This is a genomic window from Nonomuraea sp. NPDC050783 (assembly GCF_040802095.1).
In the GTDB taxonomy this organism is placed as follows: domain Bacteria; phylum Actinomycetota; class Actinomycetes; order Streptosporangiales; family Streptosporangiaceae; genus Nonomuraea.
Window position 1 is genome coordinate 145,599 of the sequence record NZ_JBFAHK010000005.1, and the last position, 21,572, is coordinate 167,170.

General features: G+C 75.5%; 13 protein-coding genes. 8 read left to right on the top strand and 5 right to left on the bottom strand.

The window, feature by feature from the left end; translation table 11 throughout:
* Positions 1 to 64: 64 nt before the first annotated feature.
* From AB0H75_RS15345 to AB0H75_RS15360, 4 genes are read left to right on the top strand one after another with little or no spacing between them, the layout of a single operon-like run.
* Entirely contained in the window at positions 65 to 7,843 is a 7,779-nt protein-coding gene (locus AB0H75_RS15345) for an SDR family NAD(P)-dependent oxidoreductase (RefSeq protein ID WP_367796332.1), read from the top strand.
* Positions 7,840 to 8,859, top strand: a complete 1,020-nt coding sequence (locus AB0H75_RS15350) for a 3-oxoacyl-ACP synthase III family protein (protein WP_367796334.1) — start codon at positions 7,840 to 7,842, stop codon at positions 8,857 to 8,859. The genes AB0H75_RS15345 and AB0H75_RS15350 overlap by 4 nt, the downstream gene beginning before the upstream one ends.
* Positions 8,856 to 10,592 carry a fatty acid CoA ligase family protein gene (locus tag AB0H75_RS15355; RefSeq protein WP_367796336.1) on the top strand — a complete coding sequence of 579 codons (1,737 nt, stop codon included), beginning with the start codon at positions 8,856 to 8,858 and terminating at the stop codon, positions 10,590 to 10,592. Before AB0H75_RS15350 ends, AB0H75_RS15355 begins: the two co-directional genes overlap by 4 nt.
* Positions 10,589 to 10,996 (top strand): hypothetical protein, encoded by a 408-nt coding sequence (locus tag AB0H75_RS15360; RefSeq protein ID WP_367796338.1) that lies wholly within the window; start codon positions 10,589 to 10,591, stop codon positions 10,994 to 10,996. Before AB0H75_RS15355 ends, AB0H75_RS15360 begins: the two co-directional genes overlap by 4 nt.
* A gap of 318 nt (positions 10,997 to 11,314) precedes the next feature.
* Here the strand turns inward: AB0H75_RS15360 and AB0H75_RS15365 are convergent, their stop codons facing one another.
* From AB0H75_RS15365 to AB0H75_RS15385, 5 genes are all read right to left on the bottom strand, one after another.
* A complete protein-coding gene (locus AB0H75_RS15365) occupies positions 11,315 to 12,259 on the bottom strand; it encodes a helix-turn-helix domain-containing protein (protein WP_367796340.1) in 945 nt (314 codons plus the stop codon).
* Positions 12,256 to 12,909 (bottom strand): hypothetical protein, encoded by a 654-nt coding sequence (locus AB0H75_RS15370; protein ID WP_367796342.1) that lies wholly within the window; start codon positions 12,907 to 12,909, stop codon positions 12,256 to 12,258. Before AB0H75_RS15370 ends, AB0H75_RS15365 begins: the two co-directional genes overlap by 4 nt.
* Positions 12,910 to 12,911: 2 nt before the next feature.
* On the bottom strand, positions 12,912 to 13,136 hold the full coding sequence (locus tag AB0H75_RS15375) for a hypothetical protein (protein ID WP_367796344.1): 225 nt from the start codon (positions 13,134 to 13,136) through the stop codon (positions 12,912 to 12,914).
* A gap of 134 nt (positions 13,137 to 13,270) precedes the next feature.
* Positions 13,271 to 14,503, bottom strand: coding sequence for an amidohydrolase family protein (locus tag AB0H75_RS15380; RefSeq protein ID WP_367796346.1), 1,233 nt, complete (start codon positions 14,501 to 14,503; stop codon positions 13,271 to 13,273).
* A 152-nt stretch (positions 14,504 to 14,655) separates the two neighbouring features.
* Positions 14,656 to 17,514, bottom strand: coding sequence for an AAA family ATPase (locus AB0H75_RS15385; protein WP_367796348.1), 2,859 nt, complete (start codon positions 17,512 to 17,514; stop codon positions 14,656 to 14,658).
* A 115-nt stretch (positions 17,515 to 17,629) separates the two neighbouring features.
* Here AB0H75_RS15385 and AB0H75_RS15390 point away from each other — a divergent pair, with 115 nt between their 5' ends.
* From AB0H75_RS15390 to AB0H75_RS15405, 4 genes are all read left to right on the top strand, one after another.
* Positions 17,630 to 18,511: an alpha/beta fold hydrolase gene (locus AB0H75_RS15390; protein WP_367796350.1), complete on the top strand. Its 882-nt coding sequence runs from the start codon at positions 17,630 to 17,632 to the stop codon at positions 18,509 to 18,511.
* 157 nt (positions 18,512 to 18,668) lie between these two features.
* Positions 18,669 to 19,523, top strand: coding sequence for a peptidoglycan-binding protein (locus AB0H75_RS15395; RefSeq protein WP_367796352.1), 855 nt, complete (start codon positions 18,669 to 18,671; stop codon positions 19,521 to 19,523).
* 114 nt (positions 19,524 to 19,637) lie between these two features.
* Positions 19,638 to 20,534 (top strand): peptidoglycan DD-metalloendopeptidase family protein, encoded by an 897-nt coding sequence (locus AB0H75_RS15400; protein WP_367796354.1) that lies wholly within the window; start codon positions 19,638 to 19,640, stop codon positions 20,532 to 20,534.
* Between the two features lie 36 nt (positions 20,535 to 20,570).
* Positions 20,571 to 21,521 (top strand): SpoIID/LytB domain-containing protein, encoded by a 951-nt coding sequence (locus AB0H75_RS15405; protein ID WP_367796356.1) that lies wholly within the window; start codon positions 20,571 to 20,573, stop codon positions 21,519 to 21,521.
* Positions 21,522 to 21,572 lie beyond the last annotated feature (51 nt).

The following is a 21,572-nucleotide window of genomic DNA, read 5'->3' on the forward strand; positions in this document are numbered from 1 at the left end:
AGTAGCTCCAACGTTACTCAAAGCTATGGTTGCGTGAAGGAAGGACCAACCGAGAGGCGACAGCATGCGTGATGGTGAGGCGGACCACCGGCAGGTCGCAGCGGGAGAGGCGGGCCGTGACTGGCCCGGGCGATCCGTGGCCATCGTGGGCACGGGTTGCCGGCTCCCCGGCGGCATCATGAGCCTGGAGGCGCTGTGGAGCGCCTTGATGCGCGGTGACGACCTCGTCGGCACGGTGCCGCCCGACCGGTTCGAGACCGACCGGTACGTCGATGAGAGCATCCCGAGGCTGAACCGCAGCTACACCCGCGCGGGCGGCTTCCTCGACGACGTCGCCACCTTCGACGCCGCCTACTTCGGGATCTCGCCGAAGGAGGCCGTCGCGATGGACCCCCAGCAGCGGCTGATGCTGGAGATGGCGGCCGAGGCCCTCGACGACGCCGGCATCGACCCGGCGCGCCTGGCCGGCAGCGACACCGGGGTGTTCGTCGGCGTGTCCGATCCCTCGTACGGGGCGTTGCAGGCGATGGAACCCGGCGCGGTCGGCCCGTACACGATGTCGGGGTCCACGCTGTCGATCGTGGCCAACCGGCTGTCGCACGCCTTCGACCTGCGCGGGCCGAGCATGTCCATCGACACCGCGTGCTCGTCCGCGCTGCAGGCGGTCGAGCGGGCCTGCCGGGTGCTGATCGACGGGTCCTGCCGGACGGCGCTGGCCGGCGGGATCAACGTGCTGCTCGGCCCCATGGGCTTCATCGGGTTCAGCCAGGCGTCGATGTTGTCGCCGACGGGCCGGTGCCGGGCCTTCTCCGCCGACGCCGACGGGTTCGTCCGGGCCGAGGGCGGCGGCGTGGTCGTGCTCAAGCGGCTGGCCGACGCGCTCGCCGACGGCGACCGGGTGCACGGCGTGATCGTGGGTGCCGCCGCCAACAACGACGGCCGCACGGTGGGGCTCGCGCTGCCCAACGCCGGGGCGCAGGAGGCGCTGCTGCGGCAGGTGTACGACTCGTGCGGCGTCAGCCCGGACGAGGTGGTGTACGTGGAGGCGCACGGCACCGGCACGCAGGTGGGCGACCCGGCCGAATGCCGGGCACTGGGGCGGGCGCTGGGCATGCGCCGGGCCGGCAGGCTGCCGATCGGGTCGGTCAAGACCAACCTCGGGCACCTGGAGCCGGCCTCCGGCATGCCGGGGCTGTTCAAGGCCCTGCTGGTGCTGCGGCACCGGACGATCCCGCCCTCGCTGCACGCCGCGTCGCTCAATCCGGACATCGACTTCGACGGGCTCGGGCTGAGCGTCGTGACCCGGGCCCGGGAGCTGCCCGAGGTGAACGGGCGGGCCGTGGTGGGAGTGAACTCCTTCGGGTTCGGCGGCGCGAACGTCCACGTGGCCCTCGCCGCCGGGCCCGGGGAGAGCCCCGCCCCCCAGGCGGCGGGTGAGCTGCCGTTCGTGGTCTCGGCGCGCAGCCCGGCGGCGCTGACCGAGGCCGTGGCCCGCGCCGCCGGGCACCTGGACTCCGTGGACGAGCACGACTTCTACCACGTGGCCTACACGGCCACCCGGCGGCGCGCTCTTCACCCGCATCGCGCCGTGGTGCTGGCCCCGTCCGCCGCCGAGGCCGCCGCCGCCCTGTCCGGCCTGAGCACCGGCACCGGAGAACGGCCGGCGCCGCGGGGCGAGCCTCCCGCGGTCCCCGCCGCCGAGGTGCCAGGGGCGGTGACCGGCGAGGTGGTGGCCCACGGCCGGGTGGCGCTGGTGTTCTGCGGCAACGGGTCGCAGTGGGCGGGGATGGGCGCCGACCTGCTGGCCGACGCGACCTTCCAGGCGGTCGTCGAGGAGCTGGACGCCGAGCTGACGCCCAGGCTGGGCTGGTCGGTGTCGAAGGAGCTGGCCTCGCCGCCGGAGCAGTGGAGGCTGTCGGAGACCGACATCGCTCAGCCCCTGCTGTTCACCGTCCAGGCCGGCCTGGTGGAGATGCTCGCCGCGGCGGGCGTGCGGCCGGGCGCGGTGCTGGGCCACAGCGTGGGCGAGGTGGCCGCCGCCTACGCCTGCGGAGCGCTGTCGCTGGGCCAGGCGGCCCAGGTGATCGCCGAACGAGGCCGCGCGCAGGCGGCGACCCGCGGGCAGGGCCGCATGGCCGCGGTCGGGTTGCCGGAGACGGCGGCCGTGCAGGCCCTGGCCGGCTACCCGCTGCTGGAGATCGCGGCCGTGAACTCCGACCGGGACGTCACGGTGAGCGGCCCCCAGGAGTCGCTGCGCCTGCTGGGCGAGAGCCTGGCCGCGCGGAAGGTGTTCTTCCGCGAGCTGGACGTCAACTATCCCTTCCACAGCGGCGCCATGGACGGCACGCGCGAGGAGTTGTGCGCGGCGCTGGCGGGCCTGCGGCCGTCGCGGGCGCGGATCCCGATGGTGTCCACGGTGACGGGCGACGTCCTGACCGGCGAGGAGCTGGACGCGGGGTACTGGTGGCAGAACGTACGCCGTCCGGTGCGTTTCGCGGACGCGGCAAAGCGGGCGCTCGCCGACGGGTTCGACGTGCTGGTGGAGGTCGGGCCCCATCCGGTGCTGCAGTCCTACCTGCGCCGGGTCTCCGGCGCGGGCCGCGTACGGACGGCTGTCATCCCCACGCTGCGGCGCCCCGAGCAGAACCCGCCGGCGGACGCGCCCCCCGACGCGGTGACGCCGGGGGCGCGTGCGGTACGGCGCGCGGTCGCCCGGGTCATCGCCGCCGGAGCCGAGCTCGACTGGGATCGCTCCTTCCCGCGCCGCGGCCAGGTGCGGACGCTGCCGGCCTACCCGTGGCAGCGCCAGCGGCACTGGATCGGCACCCCGCTCTCCTGGGCGCGCACGATCGGTGACCCGGCGATCCAGCACCCGCTGCTCGGCCAGCGGTTGCCGACGCTCGCCCCCACCTGGTACGGCGAGCTGAACCAGGTGCGGGCACCCTGGATCACCGAGCACCGGACAGGCGGGGTGGCGGTCATGCCCGCGACCGGCTACGTGGAGATGGCCCTGGCCGCCGGCCGGCTGGCGCTGCCGGAGACCGGCGAGGGGATCGAGGTCGACCAGGTGGCCATCACCCGCGCTCTGGCGGTGCCGGCGCCGAGCGGGGAGCAGATGTGCGTACAGACCTCGCTGTGGCCCGAGACGGGCCTGCTCACGGTGGCCAGCACCACGCTGATCGGGCACCATCCGCGCGAGCACGCCCGGGCGCGGGTACGCACGCTGCTGCGCCCGGCCCCGCCCCCGCTGGACGTGGCGGGACTGCGCTCCCGCATCGCCACGCCCGTGGACGTGGCCGACTACTACGCGCGGGCCGCCGAGGGGCGCATGGCGTGGGGGCCGGAGTTCCAGGTCCTGACCGGTCTGTGGACGGCGGAGACCGAGGTCCTGGCCACCTACGCCTGCCCGCAGCAGCGCGACGAGCGCTACCAGGCCCATCCGGTGCTGCTGGACAGCGGGTTGCAGGCGGGGGTGGTGCGGCTGGTGGAGGCGCTGCGGTCGGGCACCGGCTACATGCCCGCGGCGATCGGGGCGGTCCGGCTGTGGTCCCGGCCGGAGCCGGAGGGCCTGCTTCACGTACGCGAGACGTCCGGCGGCTTCGAGGAGGTCTGCTGGGACATCACGGTGGCCGACGGCGCCGGCCGGGTGGCGGCCGAGCTGACGGGCGTCAGGCTGCGCCGGATCCCGGGTGTCCACGCCACGCCGGTCAGCCGGTACCACGTCGAGCTGCGGGCGGCGCCCCGGCCCGGCGAGCCGGTGGGAGCGTGGCCGGCGCCCGATCCGGAAACGCTCCTGGCCGGGGCCGCCGAGCGGCTCGCCACCCTGCGGGCGGCCTGGCGGGACGTCGGTTACGGCGACTACGCCGCACGGCTGGAGGAGTCCTTCGCCCGCGCGCTGGCCACGGCGCTGGTGCGGCCCGCCCACGCCGGGCGGGATGAGGAGGCCGGCGCCACGGGGCGCGACGCGCGCGTCCTCACCACCGATGACCTGCTCGCCGCCTGCGCGCGGCCACATCACCGGCGCATGGTGCGGGCGGCGCTGCCGCTCCTGGAACGGCACGGCCTGCTCGAACGCCTCGGCGAGCAGGAGGTGAAGATCACCTCGCCCGGAGGGGACCCGGCCGAAGCGCTGCGCGACCTCCTCGCGGGAACCCCGTTCACGGCGCAGACGGCGCTGGCGGCGCGGGCCTGCCTGCATCTGCCCCGGCTGCTGAGCGGCGAGGTGGCGGCGGCCGACGTGCTCGCCTCCGGCGGGGCCGCCGAGCTGCTGGACCAGGTGCGCGACATCGGGCCGGTCAGCCTGTTCGCCGGCCGGGCCGTCCGGGCGCTGGTGGAGCAGATCGTCCGGCGGTGGCCCGCCGACCGGCCGCTGCGCGTTCTGGAGGTGGGCGCGGGGACGGGCGGCACCACCGCGTCGCTGCTGCCGGTCCTGCCCGCCGACCGCACCCGCTACACGGTCACCGACGCCGCCGAGCCGGCGCTGGCCCAGCTCCGGCAACGCTTCTCCGGCGTGGATGTCGTCGAGTACGGCCTGCTCGACCTGGACGGCGACCTGACCGGGCAGATCGCGGGCGGGTACGACCTGGTGGTGGCCGCCGGTCGCGTGCACCTGGCCCGGGACGTGACCGCCGCGCTGCGCGGGCTGGCCACCCTGCTCGGGCCCGGCGGCAAGCTCCTGGTCGCCGAACCGCACCGGGTGGAAGCGCTGCTGCCCTTCGCCGGCCTGATGCCGGAGTTCTGGGACTTCGCCGACTTCGGCGTCCGGCCGGTCTCGCCGCTGCTGTCGAGGCGGCGATGGCCGCGGTTGCTGGCCGCGACCGGCTACACCGACATCGTGCAGGCGGGCCTGGAGGACGACCCTGACGCCGATGCCTTCTCCGTGCTGCTCGCCACGGCCCCCGGCACCGTCGCGGTGAGTCCCGGGCGGGCGCCGGAGGACGCGGCCGTCACGGGCACGGAGGACGCGGCCGTCACGGGCACGGAGGACGCGGCCGTCACGGGCACGGAGGACGCGGCCGTCACGGGCACGTGGATCGTCCTCGCCGAGGACGATCGGGACGCTCTGCCCGCGGCGCTGGCCGCGTCGCTGGAGAGCCACGGCGCGCACGTGAGCGTGGCGCCCTTCGGCGACGACCCGGCTGACTGGGCCGCGCGGATACACGCGTCGACCGGCGGCGTCACGCTCGCGATCGTCCTGGGGGACGCGCGCGACGCAGGGCCGCCCGAGCCGTCCGAGCCGTCCGGGCCGCCCGAGCCGTCCGAGCCGCCCGGGTCTGCGGCCGGGGCGATCGTCGAGCAGGTCACCCGGCGGGCCGCCCTGCTGCGCGCGATCTCCCTGGCCTGCGAGGAACTGCCCCCGGACTCGCGGGCCACCCTGTGGCTGGTCAGCCGGCCCAGTGGCGCGCTCCCGGAACCCGACCCCGCAGGCGGACCCCTCTACCCGCAGGACGCGGCCACCTGGGGGACCGCGCGTTCGCTGGCCAACGAGCAACCCCGGCTCGACCTGCGGCGGCTGTGCCTGCACCGGACCGGCGAGGACGAGGCCGACGCGGCGCGGCTGACGGCCGAGCTCCTGGCCCCCGGCGTGGAGGACGAGCTCCTGCTGACCCGGCAGGGCCGTTTCGTGCCGCGCCTGGTGGTGACGCCCGCCCCCGCCGCCCCCGCCGTCCCGGTGTCCGCGGGCTCCACCGGCCCCACGGGTCCCGCGGGCTCCACGGGCTCCGCGGGGCCGGGCGCCTTCCGCCTGGCCGTGTCCGACCCCGGCCTGTCGTACAAGCTGGGCTGGGAACGGACGGAGGTGCCCACGCCAGGCCCTGGACAGGCACTGGTCGAGGTACGCGCGATCGGGCTGAACTACCGCGACGTGATGTTCGTGGTGAACCTGCTGCCGGCCGAGGCGGTCGAGGCCGTCTTCGGCGGCCACGAGCTGGGCCTGGAATGCGCCGGCACCGTCGTCGCCGTCGGGCCGGAGGTCACCCGGGTCAGGCCCGGCGACCGGGTGGCGGCGCCGGGGCCCGTCGGGTTCGGCAGCCACGCCCTGATCGACGCGGGCGTGGCCGGCCACGTCCCGGACGGGATGACGTTCGCCCAGGCCGCCACCCTGCCCATGGCCTGCTCCACCGTCTACCACGCGCTGCACAACTGCGCCCGCCTCAAGCCCGGGGAGACCGTGCTGGTCCACGGCGGCGCGGGCGGGGTCGGGCTGGCCGCGCTGGAGTACGCCCGGCTGACCGGCGCCCGCGTGATCGCCACCGCCGGGAGCCCCGCCAAGCGCGATCTGCTGCGCGCGCTCGGCGCCGGCCACGTGCTGGACTCGCGCAGCATGCGCTTCGCCGAGCGGGTCAGGGAGCTGACCGGGGGCCGCGGCGTGGACGTCGTGCTGAACTCGCTGGCGGGCGAGGCCATCAGCCGCGGCCTGGAGTGCCTGGGGCACGGCGGGCGCTTCGTCGAGCTGGGCAAACGCGACATCTACGAGGGCGGGCACCTGCCGTTGCGGCCCTTCGGCGACAACATCTCGTTCTTCGGCGTGGACGTCGGCACGCTGCTGTGGAAGAACCCGGCCGTGGTCACCGAAGGCAGGGTGGCGGGCTCCCTCCTGGACGGCCTGCGCCCGCTGCCGCACACGGTGTACCCCGCCGAGCGCGTCGCCGACGCCTTCGCGCTGATGCGGCACTCCCGGCACATCGGGAAGGTGGTCGTCTCCCTCGATCCGCGCGACGAGCCGGTCATGGTGCGGACGCGGCCGGTCCCGCCGGCCCGCGGGTCCGGCGGCACGTACCTGATCACCGGGGGGCTGACCGGGTTCGGCGCGGCCACCGCCCGTCACCTCGCCCGCGCGGGGGTCCGGCACCTGGCGCTCGTCGGCCGCCGCGGCGCGGACACCCCCGAGGCGCCCGCGCTGCTGGAGGAGCTGGAGGCACTCGGGGCGCGGGCACGCGCGTACGCCGCGGACGCCGCCGACCGCGACGCCATGCGCGAGATCCTGCGCGAGCTGGACGCCGACGGCCACCCGGTACGCGGGGTCGTGCACGCCGCCATGCACCTCGACGACGCCGCGCTGGCCGACCTGTCCGACGACCGGATCCGGGCCGTGCTGCGCCCCAAGATCGCCGGCGCCCTGGTCCTGGACGAGCTCACCGCCGGCCTGCCCCTGGAGGCGTTCATCCTGTACTCGTCACTGACCACGATCGGCAACATCGGCCAGGCGCCGTACGTGTCGGCCAACCTGTTCCTGGAGGCGCTGGCCCGCCGGCGCAGGGCGCGGGGCCGGCCGGCGCTGGCGGTCTGCCTGGGCGCGCTCGCCGACACCGGCGTCCTGGCCCACGGCACCCAGGCCGAAGCTCTGGCCAAGCTCGGCATCCACTCCCTGGCCACCGGCAAGGCGCTGGCCGCCGTGGACGACATGCTCGCCGAGCAGGCCGACGTCGCGGCCGTGGGCCGCTGCGACTGGGCCCGCATGCGGCAGCTGCTGCCCGGCCTGCGCAGGCCGTGGCTGTCGGCGGTGCTGCCGCCCGGCGCCGACCGCGACCTCGACGCGGGTGACCTGCTGGCGAAGCTGGCGACGATGAGCGGCGAGGAGACGCACGCCTACGTCGCCGAGCACCTCACCGCGCTGCTGTCCACCGTGCTGCTCATCCCCGCCGCCGACCTCGACCCCGACCGGCGGCTGGACGAGTACGGCATGGACTCGCTCATGGCCACCGACCTGCTCGTGTCCATACGGCACCAGTTCGGCGTGGACATCCCGCCCATGGAGCTGGCCCGCGGCGCCGGGACGATCAACGACATCACCCGTACGGCGCTGCTGCACCTCGGGCTCCAGGCCGTCAAGGACACCCCATGACCTCCGTCCACACCCGGCTGGCCGGCGTGGCCGCCCACCTGCCGCAGGCCACCATGAGCACGGCGGAGCTGGAGGACCGGCTCGCCGAGCGCAATCCCACCCTGAAGCTGCCCCGGGGCGTCATCCACACCGGCAGCGGGGTGCGGCGGCGGCACATCGCCGCGCCGCACGAGAAACCGTCGGACCTGGCCGTCCACGCCGCCCGGAAGCTGCTCGCCGAGCAGGGCCTGCGGGCGGACGGCCTCGACCTGATCATCTTCGCCGCCGTGACGATGGACCTGATCGAGCCCGCGACCGCGCCCATCGTGGCGGCGAAGCTCGGCGCCGGCTGCCTGGCGTTCGACGTGCGCAACGCCTGCAACAGCGTGCTGAACGCCATTCAGGTCGCCGACGCGCTCATCGCCGCCGGGCGGCACCGGCGCGTCCTGATCTGCTCCGGCGAGATGGCCACCGCGTTCATGCCGTGGACGCTCTCGGGAACGAAGGAGTTCTTCTCCTTCGCCGCCGCCTACACCGTCGGCGACGCCGGGGCCGCCCTGCTGCTGGAGGCCGCGGTGGAGCCGGGGGTGCTCGGCCACCGGTTCACCGCCTACCCGGCCGGCTGGGAAGCGGCCACCGTGCGGGCCCTGAACATGACCACCGACCCGGCGGCCGACTGGCCGGTCATCGAGCCGCTCACGGTCAACGGCGTCGAGCTCGCCCGCAGCCTCGAACGGACCGACCTCACCGTGCTGGCCAAGACCATCGCCGAACTCGGCCTGGCCTGGACCGATTTCGCGGCCGTCTGCGTGCACCAGGCGTCGCTGCCGGCGCTGTGGAAGTTCTGCGACCACGTGGGGATCCCCCAGGACAAGGTCGTCGTCACCATCGCCCAGCACGGGAACCTCGTCGCCGCCACGCTGCCCGTCCAGCTCGCCCAGGCGGTCGCGGCCGGGCGGGTGCGGCGCGGCGACCTGGTCGCCCTGGTCGGGCTGGCCAGCGGGTTCAGCGCCGGCATCGTCGTGGTCAAGTGGTGACGCCGGGCGTTCCCGGCGGGACCGGGCGAGCCGGCGTCGCGGCGAGTGAGCTCATCGCCCGCCTCGACCGGCACCTCCATGACCGGCCGGACGCCGTCGCCTGCCACGTCGGCGGCCGCGCGCCGCTGACGGTCCACCGCGCGCGGATGGCCCGGGTGGTGGAGGAGACCGCTGCCGCCCTGGCCCTGGCCGGGGTGCGCCACGGCATGCGTACCGTGCTGCTGGTGCACCCCGGCGTGGAGCTCGTGGCGCTGGCGCTGGCGCTGCTCCGGCTGGGCGCCGTGCCGGTGCTGGTCGATCCGGGGATGCCGTACGCCGCCGTCCGGCGCTGCCTGGAGCGGGCCGCCCCCGAGGCGTTCATCGGCGTCCCGCTCGCCCAGGCGGCGCGGCTGGCGCTGGGCTGGGCCAGGCGCAGCAGCCGCGTCACCATCACGGTGGGTCCGCGCCGGTCCTGGCCGGGGCCCACCCTCGCGGGTCTGCGCGCCGCCGCCCGCCGCCGCGCCCCCGAGCTTCCGGCGGGACGACCCGCGACCGGCCCGCCGCCGGGTACGCCAGCGGGACGGCCCGCGACCGGCCCGCCGTCGCGTACGCCGGCGGCCGGCGATGTCGCCCTGATCGCCTGCACCTCCGGGTCCACCGGCCCGCCCAAGGGGGTGCCGCTGCGGCACCGCCATCTGGCCGCGCAACTGGATCTGCTCGACGGGCTTGGCCTCGTCCGGCCGGGGGTGCCCGTCCTGTCGACGTTCCTGCCGTTCGCGCTGGGCGCCACGGCCCTGGGAGCGACCGCCGTGATCCCCGACGTGGACCCGCGGCGGCCGATCCGCGCCGACTTCGCCGCCCTGGCCGCCGACATCCTGCGCCACCGCGTGGCGACCGTGTTCGCGGCCCCGGCGCTGCTGGACCGGCTGGCCCGGCACTGTGTGGCCCGGGGCGTGGTGCTCGACACGGTGGAGACCGTCGCGGTGGCGGGGGCCCCGCTGCCGCTGCCCACCCTGGAGCGGGTGCGCCGCTGCCTGCCCCGGGCAGCCCGGGTGCTGTCGGTCTACGGCGCCACCGAGTGCCTGCCGGTGGCCGCGATCGAGGGCGCCGACCTGCGCGCCGCCTCCGCCGAGCACCCGGGGGCAGGCACGTGCCTGGGCCGCCCGGTGGCGGGCGTGCAGGTACGCGTCATCGGCGTCACCGACCGGGCGATCAGCCTCTGGAGCGACGCGCTCCTCGTGCCGGCCGGCACGGTGGGCGAGATCCTGGTCGCCTCCCCGGCGCTCGGCGACCCCTACCTCGACGATCCCCGCGCCACCTCCCTGGCCAGGATCGCCGACGGTGACCGGGTCTGGCACCGCATGGGCGACCTGGGCTACCTGGACGGCCGCGGCAGGCTCTGGTTCGCCGGCCGCAAGTCCGAGCGCGTCCGCACCCGCGACGGCGACCTGTGCACCGAGCACGTCGAGCCGCTGTTCGCGGCCCTGCCCGGCGTGCGCGGGACCGCCCTGGTCGGCGTCGGCCCGCCCGGCGCGCAGCGCCCGGTCCTGGTGGTGGAGCGCGAGCCGGGCGCCCGGCGGGCCGACGTCCGGGCCGCCGTCCTCGAACACGCCGCGCGTCACCCCCGCAGCTCCGGCATCCAGGAGGTGCTGTTCCATCCGGGATTTCCCATGGACGCCCGGCACAACAGCAAGATCCGCCGTCACGTCCTCGCCGCCTGGGCCTCCCGCCGGCCGCGGGTGGGACGCCGGTGAACGTCCTGGTCACCGGGGCGAGCGGGTTCCTCGCCCTGGACCGGCTGCGTGCCGGTTCGCCGCTGAGCGGGCGCGCGTACTTCGTCGCCCAGGACGAGCCCTGCGCCTTCGGCACGTGGGTGAACGCCCTGCTGGCCGCCGCCGGGCACCCGCCGGTGAGGCGCCGGGTGCCGCTCGGGCCGGTGAAGGCGGCGGCCACGCTCCTGGAGCACGGCCGTACGCTCGCCCGGGCCCTCGGCCTGCCCTTCGAGCCACCGCCGGCCCGGTTCCTGGGGGAACAGGTTTCCACCGCGCACTGGTTCGACCTGTCCGCCGCCCGCCGCGACCTCGGCTACCGGCCGCGGGTGAGCACCGCCGAGGGCCTGGCCCGCCTGGCCGCCCATCTCGCGGAGGCCGGCCGGTGAGCCGCTTCGAGGGATACCCGTTCCGCTCCCGCTGGTTCGCCCGGGCGAGGGGCGGCTCCGGCTCGATCGTCCGGGGGTGGTTCTGGCGTCCATCCGGATGACCACGGGCCGCGAAGCGCCCGGGCATCCGCCCGCGTGGGAGGCCCCCCCATGACCAGCTGGTCCAAACCACCCACCACCGCCGGCGCCGCCTCGGCCGACGACGACAACACCGGCACCCAGCCGGGGCCGTTCCGCTGCCTCCGCGGTCGTGTCCGTCGAGCTCAACGCTGCTTCAGCTCCGGCTGTGCCGGTGTTTCGCGCCGGCCGGGTGACCGGTCACGGGTCCCGGCGGAAGGCGCGGCGGTAGGTGGCGGGGGCGACGCCGCAGCGGGCCGCGAAGTGGTGGCGCAGGGTGTCGGCGCCGCCGAACCCGACGCGGACGGCCACGGCGTCCACGCTGAGATCGGTGGTCTCCAGCAGCTCCTCGGCGAGCTGGAGCCGTCGTTCGAGCAGCTCGGCCAGCTCGTACGGCGCCCGCGACGCCGACATGGGCGCCTCCACGTACTGGGCCTGCCCGCCGGCGCGATGGGCCGGTACGACCAGGCGCCTGGCCAGGGCGTTGGCCGTGGCGGCGCCGTACTCCAGCCGGATGAGGTGCAGCCAGGCGTCGATCCCGGCCGCGGCCCCGGCGCTGCTGAGCACCGGGCCGTCTTCGACGTACAGGATGTCCGGCTCCACCCGGACGCGCGGATGGCGGCGGGAGAGCAGCTCGGCGAACCGCCAGTGCGTGGTGGCGCGTCTGCCGTCGAGCAGCCCGGCGGCGGCCGGCAGGAACGCGCCCGTGCAGACGGTCAGCACCCGGGCGCCACGTCCGGCCGCCTCCCGCAGGGCCGTCACCAGGGGCGCGTGGACGGGCGCGTCCAGTTGCGGCCAGGCCGGGACGGCCACGAGATCGGCGTCGGCGAGGCGGTCCAGCCCGTGCTCGACCTGGACGGTGAACCCCGAGGTTGTGGGGATCGCGCCGGGCTCCGGCGCGCAGATCGCGAAGTCGTGGGCGGGCAGCCCGTCCCCGTTCAGGGCCTGGTCACGGAGGTGATCGACGTGGTGTTCGCCGACGTGGAAAGGCACGCGCGAGCGCGGACCGTTGCGCTCGCCCTCACCGTGGCGGCCGGCGGCCTGCGCCTGACCATCAGCGAGGACGGGCCCGGCATCGCGGTCGAGGAGCTGCGGAGCCGGCTGTCGGCGGTCCGTGACGCCCAGGGCGACGGCCTGGACGCTCATCCCGTGCGTACGCCGCCCGGCGGAGTGGCACGACCGGCCGGCGTCATCGTCGGGACGGGGGCGGTCGGCCCGCACTCGTTCGGGGTGGCGGTCCACTGGAGCGTCAGGAGAAGCACGAGGAGCAGGGTGGCCGCCAGCACGATGAGCGGGGCCGCCGCCAGGACGATGCGCGGCGCGGTCCGCCGCCGTCCAGGCGCGGCCGTCTCCAGGAAGGACCGCAGCGGGAACGGCTCGCCCACCCGTTCGGCGAAGTCCCCCTCGTCCTCCAGGAACGACCGGTACGCCTCCAGCGCGGCGGCCAGTGCCGTGCGCAGGTCGGCCTCGTCGGGGCGGATGGCACGTACGCGCGGGCAGACGAACCCGTAGAGGAGGTGCAGCGGGCGTCCGTGCTCGTCCTTGGGCGCGACCGCCTGGCCGAGGTCGGCCGCGGAGACCCGATGGGTGGCGTGGACGACGCTGATCGGCCGCCCGGAGGGCGTGGTGAGGTCGATGACGCCGGGCCGGTCCAGCACGACACCGGGCTCGACGTGGTCGGCGAGCACCGCGTGGTCGCCGTCGGCGACGAGTGGCGCGGGCGCGGGCGCGAGGAGCGTGCGGTAGCCGGCGCGCCGCCCTCGGGAGATCAGGAACGGCCAGCCCTGTGCGTCCATCGTCATCCTCCCTCGAACAGGCGGGAGCTGGGCAGCCGCCCTTCCAGCAGGGCGGGCTTGCTGCGCATGTCCTGGAGCACCTGCCGGCGGACCCGGACGAACTCGCCGGCGCGCAGCTCCGCCTCGCCCGGCGGCGGCCCGTCGTGCCGGCGCTTGCGGGAGCTCAAGCGGGCCGCCAGGGTCACCACGACCCCGGCCACGACGAAGATTCCGAGAAGAACGTCCACGGCCGTCACCGCCTCTCGCCGAGGGACGGCCGTGGTCCGGCGGGAGCGGGCGGCGGGGCGGGCTTGCCTGGAAGCATGACGTCTCTCCTTGCGTGATGGTGGCTCTCCACGGGCTGTCGCTCGCGCGGGCGCCGTCACGGGCTCGCCGCCCGCGTGCCCGCGCTCGCGAGGCGTTCTCCCCGGACGTAGACGGCGCGGATGTCGTGCAGCGCCGCGAGGTCGCGCAGCGGGTCGCCGCCGACGGCCAGGACGTCGGCGTCGTACCCGGGGGCGAGCCGGCCCTTGCGGTCCCCCAGCCCGCACACCTCGGCGGCGAGGCGGGTGGCGGCGTGCAGCGCCTCGGCGCTGGTCAGGCCGATGTCGGGGAGCCGGCCGACGGCCCAGCGCAGGACGTCGGGCGGCTTGGCCGGGCCGACACCGGCGTCGGTCCCGGCGACGATCCTGGCGCCCGCCCGGTGCAGCCGGCGGACGTTGGCGGTCAGCGTCGGCAGCCCGGCGGCCATCGCGGGCGGCATCGCGCTCCCCTCCCCCGGAACCGCGCCGAGCGTGATCCCGAGCGCGATGCCGCGTCCCGCGATGGCCTTGACCAGGGCGTCCGGCGCCGGATCGACGCCGTTGGCGCTCATGAAGGTGACGTGTTCGAGGCCGTCCACGCCTGCCGCGACCGCGTCGGCGACGGCTCGGGTGCCGTGCGCGTGGGCGGTGACCGGCAGGCGGTGGCGGTGTGCCTCGGCCACGGCGGCCCGCAGCTCCTCCGGGGTGAACTGGGGCAGCTCGGGACGGGTGCCGGGGGTCAGGTTGCCCCCGCTCGCCATGATCTTGATGATGTCGGCGCCGCGCTCGGCGCGTTCCCGTACGGCCGCGCGTACTCCTTCCATCCCGGTCGCCGTGCCGCCCAGGTAGTGGCAGTGCCCTCCTGGCGTGGTGATCGGCGGGCCGGCCGCGACGATCGTCGGCAGCGAGCGGTCGGACGCGGCGGCACCGCGTAGCGCGAGGCTCAGGTAGTCGCGGTCGCCGAGGTCGCGCACCGTCGTCACCCCGCCGCGCGCGGCCCGCCTGGCGGCGGCGGCCATCGCGGCGAGGGCGGCCGCGGCGTCCCGGCCCGCGAGGTTGCCCACCGGGTCCGAGCTCGCGTCGAAGGCCAGGTGGACGTGCGTGTCGATCAGGCCGGGCAGCAGCGTCGCGCCACCGAGGTCGACCACGGTGGCCCCCTCGGGCACGCCGCCGGGCGGGCCGACGGCCGCGATGGTGCCACCGTCGAGCACGAGGACGGGATCGGAGATCAGGCCCGGGCCGGTGCCGTCGTAGAGCCACGCGGCACGCAGGACCGTGAGCCGGCCGGACCGGGAGGAGGCGCTGGTGTCCATGCACGCCAGGGTGCGGCTGCCGGGGGCCCGCCCGCGTCGGGGCGATTACTCATGTCCGGTACTCACGTGCGGCGAGCCGCGCACTCACCCGGGCCACGCGTTCACCCGAGCCGCGCGTTCACCCAGGCCGCGCGCTCACCCGGGCCGCGCGCTCACCCGGGCCTGGGGTCCGCCGGTCGGCGCGGGCGGCCGGCGGCGACCCAGGCGGCGATCTGGGCGCGGTTGGTGAAGCCGAGCTTGCCCAGGATGTGCTGGACGTGGTTCTCCACGGTCCGCTCGGCGATGTGCGCGGCGGCGGCGATCTGCCGGTTGGTCAGGCCCTGGGACACCAGCACGGCGATCTCGTCCTCGCGTCGCGTCAGCGGGCCGGCCACCTGCCCGGACAACGATCGCGCCAGCTCCGCGCAGCGGGCCCGCAGAGGGGCCATGCCGAGCCCGCCGGCCGTGGCACCCGCCGACTCGGCGAGCGCGGCGGCCTCGTCCCGGTCTCCCGGCCGCCGGCGCCTGGCCAGGGCGCGGGCCAGCTCATAGCGGGCGAAGGCCGCCATCGGCGGTGTGCCCGCCCGCTCGTTGACCTCGGCGGCGACGCGCAGGTGGCGGACGGCGTCGTCGAGGCGGCCCGTCGCGGCCGCCGCCCTTCCGAGCGGCAGCCGCATCGAGCCGAGGATCGCGATCACGCCGGCCCCGCCGCAGGCGAACAGGTCGGCGTACGGCGCCATCGCCCGGTACGTCCCGGCGGCCGCCTCCCGGTCGCCGAACTCCGCGGCGAGCTCGGCCGTGGCGAAAAGCGTGCTCAGCAGGAGGAATCCCGGCACCGAGGACGCCGGCGGCAGTGCCCGGTAGACCTGCCGGGCCTCGTCCCGCCGGCCGGCCGCCATCAGCCACGACGCCCAGACCGCGGAGATCGCGACAGTGGGCGGGGCGGTCTGGGTCGCCTCCTCGATCGACGGGTCATCCTCTCCCGTCTGCGTGGCCACGATCAGGCGAAAGCCGTGCGACGGCACCAGGGCGCCTTCGTGGCCGGCCCGCCGCGCCAGCTCCAGCGCCTGCTCGCTCAGCCCGCGCGCGTCGTCGAACCGGCCGCGGGCCAGGGCGATCGCGGCCCGGTAACGCAGCGCGTGCCAGCGCGCCAGCGGCGAGCGCAGCCGCCGGGTCACCGCGTCGATCGGGTCCAGCTCGGCCTCGGCCTCGTCGAGCCGGCCCAGTTGCGCCAGCGCGTCGAACCGCCACAGCCGGCCCCACAGCACCGCGTCGTCATCGCGGTCGGCCTCGCCCATGGCGAGCATCCGGTCCCCGAGGGCGAGCCGGTCGGTCACACCGTCCGGGCCGCTGAGGGCGAGCTGCCTGGCCCGCAGCGCCTCCTTGACGGCCCGCCGGTCGCCGACCCGCTCGGCCATGGCCAGCGCCTCGGCCGAGCGGGCCCCGGCATCGCTGAGCGGGCTCCACGAATCGCTCACCGCGAACTGGGCCAGCAGCCGCGCCCGCAGCACGCTGTCCTGCTCGGGGATGCCCGCCAGCGCCTCGGCGTACAGCGCGGCGCCGGTGGCGTCCCACACGAAGTCGGTGACCCCCTCCATGACCATGGCCGCCTCGCCGACGGTCCGCGCGTCGCCGGCCTCCCGCGCGAGGTCGGCCGCCGCGAGCAACGACCGGCGCGCGTTGACCATGTCGTACGCCCGGACCTGCGCGCGGGCCCTGGCCAGCAGCAGGCGGCACCGGTCCGGCCCGCCCAGCGCCGCGTCGGCCGCCGCGGCCAGCGCGCGCCCGTACAGGGCGGCGGCCTCCTCCCACGCCAGCTGCGCCATCGCCTGCCCGGCGGCCCGCTCGGCCCACGCCACGGCCAGGCCGGCATCTCCCGCGGGCAGCGACTCCAGCAGGTGGAAGGCCACCTCGCCGGCCCGGTCGGCCGCGTCGACCCGCCCGATCAGGTGCTCCGCCATCCGCCGGTGCAGCGTGAGCCGCCGCGCCGTGGCCACCTCCAGCCGGGCCGCCTCCCTGATCAGATCGTGCCCGAATCGGATGCTTGTGGAGCCGCTCTCCGCCGCGCCCGTCCCCGCGCCCGTCCCCGCGCCCGCTCCCGCGTCCGGCGCGGCGGTCAGGATCCCGGCCGCCGTCGCCTCGTCGAGGGCGTCCAGCACCTCCCCCACGTCCCATCCGGCCGCCGCGGCCAGCGCGGGCGGGTCGACCGCGGAGCCCAGCACCGCCGCCGCCGACACCACCCGCTCGCACCACGCCGACAGCCGGCCCAGCCGGCCCCGTACGGCGTCGCGGATCCCGTCCGGCAGCTCCGCGCCGTCCCCCTGCTCGCCGCCCAGCAACCGGGCCAGCTCGGCGACGAAGAACGGATTTCCCCGCGTACGCCGGCTCACCGCGCCCACCACCGACTCCGGCGACGGCCAGCCGGTGACCCCGGCCAGCAGATCGCCGACCTCGGCCTCGGCCAGCCCCGTCAGCCGCACCCGCGTCACCGACGCCTCCCCGGCGAGCGCGGCCAGCGTCCGCCGCAACGGCTCGCCGATCTCGGTGTCCCGGTAGATCGCCAGCACCGCCAGCCGCGCCCCGGCCATGCCCCGGGCCAGGTAGACCAGCAGCCGCAACGACGCCTCGTCCGCCCAGTGCAGATCATCCAGGACGACCAGCAGCCCGCTCTTCTCGGCCTCGGCCACCAGGAGCTCGCTCACCTCTTCGAACAGCCGGAACCGCTGCTCGGCCCCGCCCACATCGCCGGGGTCCGGCCCGAGGAGCCCCGCCGGCCGGCCCGGAGCGGCCCCGGACCGCCCGAGCGCCCGCAGGACCTGCCGGAACGGCCAGTACGCCGGATTGCCCTCCTCGTCCGTGGCCCGCCCCCAGCAGCACCGCATCCCGAGCCGTGCCGCCAGCGCCGCGGCCTCCTCCGCCAGCCGGCTCTTGCCCACCCCGGGCTCCCCGGCCAGCAACACCACCTGGCCCGCGCCGCCGGCGGCCGCGCCGAGCCGGTCCTCGACCAGCGCGAGCTCATGCTCCCGTCCCACGAACCTGACCTGTCGCGTCGCCGCCTCCGCTCACTCGCGGCCGGCCCATCCGGCTCTCGTCCGCAAGTGTGTCAGCGGCTCACCCGGTCATGCAGCCGTCTGCGAGACTGGCGGCGTGCTGGAAGGGTACGAGGGCTTCGAGGAGTTCGACGTCGCCACGTCCGGGACGACCGTCCACGGGCGTCGCGGCGGGGCGGGGCCGCCCGTCCTCCTGCTGCACGGCATCCCCGAGACGCATCTCATGTGGCACCGGGTGGCGCCGCGCCTGGCCGAGCGCTTCACCGTGGTCGCCACCGACCTGCGGGGCTTCGGCGCCAGCGGCACGCCGCCGAGCGCGCCCGACCACGCCCCCTACAGCATGCGTGCGATCGCCCGCGACCAGGTCGAGGTCATGCGCGCGCTGGGGTACGAGCGGTTCGCCGTGGCGGGGCACGACCGCGGCGCGCGGTGCGCGTACCGGATGGCGCTCGACCACCCCGAGGCCGTCACCCGGCTGGCCGTGCTCGACATCGTGCCCACGAGCGAGGCGTTCGGCCGCGCGGACATGCGCTTCGCCCTCGGCTACTGGGTGTGGTCCTTCCTGGCGGCCCCGGAGCCGCTGCCCGAGCGGCTGATCGCGGCGGCGCCCGGCGCCTTCGTGGACCACATGCTCGACTCCTGGTCACACGCGCCCGGCGCCTTTCCGCCCGAGGTGCGGGCTGCCTACGCCGCGCAGTTCGCCGACCCCGGCACCGTGCACGCCATCTGCGAGGAATACCGCGCCGCCGCGACGCTCGACTACGAGCACGACGAAGCCGACCGCGGCCGGCGGCGCGTCGCCTGCCCCACCCTCGTGTTGTGGAGCGCGTTCGGGCCGGTGGCCGAGTGGTACGAGCCGCTGGAGGTCTGGCGGGAGTGGGCCGCCGACGTGCGTGGCGGCCCGGTCGAGTGCGGGCACTTCCTTCCCGAGGAGGCGCCTGACGAGACGGCCCGGCAGTTGCTCGGCTTCCTCGCCTGAGCCGTTCCCCGGTGGGGGCCGCCTGGGCGTAAACCCGTACGGACCAGGTCGTCGAACAGGCTGACAACACCGATCTTCTTGCGGACACCAGGACATCCCGAGACGTTGGACTCCGCCACCCCGGCATCGATCCAACCCCCTCGCACCAGGAGTCCCGATGACGCTGCCCGCACGTGCCGCCGCCCTCGTACCGGCCGTCCTGCTCGCTTCGCTGGCGGGAACGTTCGGGACGCCGGCGGCGCACGCGGCGCGGGCGGCCGGTGCTCACGCCCTTCCGAGCGTGAACATGGAAGCCACCGTCAAGGCGGCCCAGATCGACCCGCGGCGGCCCGACAGCACGCTGACCCCGGGCGCCAAGGCCGGCGTGCTCCTGGTCGAGCAGGCCCTGCGGGACCGGCGCCTGCTCGACGCGAGGTGGGTGGACGGCTACTTCGGCAGCACGACGGTCACCGCCTACGCGCGCTACCAGAAGTCGCTCGGCCTCACCGGTCTCGACGCCAACGGACTGCCGGGCCGGGCGTCGCTCGCCAAGCTGGGCGCCGGCCGGTTCACGGTGACCGGTGCCATCGTGCCGGGCGGCCGGGTGCCCGTCGACGGTTTCGTGGTCAACTCCCGTACGCGGAGCATGCTGACGGAGGCCGAGCGGCTGCTCGGCCGCGACCTCAAGCTGGACCAGGGGTCGTACAACCCCGGCGGTGACCCCACGTCCGCGGGCACCCACGACGGCGGCGGCGCCATCGACATCTCGGTGAAGGGGATGAGCTCCGCCGCCCGCACCGCGGCCGTCCGCGCGCTGCGCCTCGTCGGCTTCGCCGCCTGGCTGCGCGATCCCCGGCAGGACGACTGGCCGTGGCACATCCACGCCGTCGCCATCAGCGACCCCGATCTCTCCGGCCAGGCCCAGCACCAGGCCGGTGACTACTACCTCGGCCTGAACGGGCTCGCCGGCCGCGGCCCGGACGACGGGCCGAAGGTGACCATCCGCACCTGGGAGGAGTACCGGCGCGGCTGACCCGTCCCCCCGCATCCCACGTTCCGCATCCCTCGTTCCGCATCCCACGTTCCGCATCCCTCGTTCCGCATCCCACGTTCCGCAGGCACCTTCCGCAGACACAAGGAGAACAGCATGAGAACGCTCACCAGGATCCTCACCGCGACGACCACCGCGATGGCGCTCGGCGGGGCGGCCCTCGCCGTCGCCCCTCCCGCCTCGGCCGCCGCCCGCGACGGCGTCTGCGACAGCGGCGAGTTCTGCTACTACTTCAACAGCGGCAACCAGGGATCGCTCTCCGACTTCACCACCTCCGTCGCCGACTACTCCACCACCCAACCCACCTGCTACGACTTCAAGGGAACCGGCGCCGGCAAAGGCACGTGCATCAAGAACGCCGCCGCCTCCGCCTGGAACCGCAGCAACAAGACCGTCCGCGTCTACTTCAACACCGGCTACGCCGGCACCTACCAGGACTTCGCCCCCGGCACCAAAGCCAACCTCAACCCCACCCTCAAGAACCAGAACGCCTCCCACCAGTTCAACCCGTCGTCGTCACCGTCGCGCACCGCCATGTCGTCGGTGTTGTACGGGACCAGCGGCGGCAGGATCACCTGCGGCTTCGACGGCTACACCTCCACCTCCGGCCGGCACGAGGGCATCGACTTCGCCCGCAGCGTGGGGTCGAGCGTCCGCTCCCTGGTGACGGGCCAGGTCATCAACGTCGCGCGCGGGTCCACGGGCCGGGCGGGGCTGTCCACGATCGCCATCTACGTCGCCGCGTCGAACAAGACGGTGATCTACCTGCACACCGCTCCGCTGTCCTCCCTGCGCGTGGGCCAGCAGGTCAGCCGTGGCCAGAGCATCGCCACCGAGTCGTGGCACGGGGTGTCGAGCCGCGCGTCCGCGCACACCCACGTCGAGGTGCGCCCCGGGCGGCAGACGCGGGCGTCCAAGAGCGTCGGCGACCCGCACCTGGACAACCCGAACCCGGCCTCGTTCTGGGCCGCCCAGGGCTACTCCATCCGATAACGCCCCGCGGTCTCCGACCCGACGAGAAGGACACCCGTGCCTCCACGAACTGCCCGGCCGCTCCGGCGGCTCGCCGCGGTGGCCGCCGCGACGGCGGTCGGCGGGGCGGCCCTCGCCGTCGCCCCTCCCGCCTCGGCCGCCGCCCGCGACGGCGTCTGTGACAGCGGCGAGTTCTGCTACTACTTCAACAGCGGCAACCAGGGATCGCTCTCCGACTTCACCACCTCCGTCGCCGACTACTCCACCACCCAACCCACCTGCTACGACTTCAAGGGAACCGGCGCCGGCAAAGGCACGTGCATCAAGAACGCCGCCGCCTCCGCCTGGAACCGCAGCAACAAGACCGTCCGCGTCTACTACAACACCGGCTACGCCGGCACCTACCAGGACTTCGCCCCCGGCACCAAAGCCAACCTCAACCCCACCCTCAAGAACCAGAACGCCTCCCACCAGTTCCTGGGCTCCACGCCGGCGCCGTCCGGGTGCAAGACCGACGGCACGGACACCAGGCTGCCCACGACGATCCTCGTCTACCGGCAGTCCCTGGACCGGGTGGAGCGGGTGGACTTCAAGACCTACGTCAAGAACGTCCTGCCCAACGAGTGGGTGTCGAGCTGGCCGGCCGAGTCGCTCAAGGCCGGGGCGATGGCCGTGAAGAACTTCGGCTGGTACTGGGCGCTGCACTCCAACCGCAGGACGGCGGGCGGCCAGTGCTTCGACGTCTACGACCACACGTCGAGCCAGGTGTACCAGCCCGGCTCGGCCAAGGCGGCGACGAGCGCCGCGGTGGACGCGACCTGGGGCACCCGGCTGACCCGTAACGGGAAGATCTTCCGGGCCCAGTACTGCTCCACGACGACGGCGTGCGGCAACTGGGTCACCGGCGACTGGATGTCGCAGACCGGCTCCCGCGACAAGGCCAAGGAGGGCTGGAGCTACTCCAGGATCCTCAAGCACTACTACACGGGGATCGCCATCGGCTCCTGAGCCTTCCCGCGATCGTCCCCTCCGGTCCCCGTCGTGCCCCGCGCGGCGGGG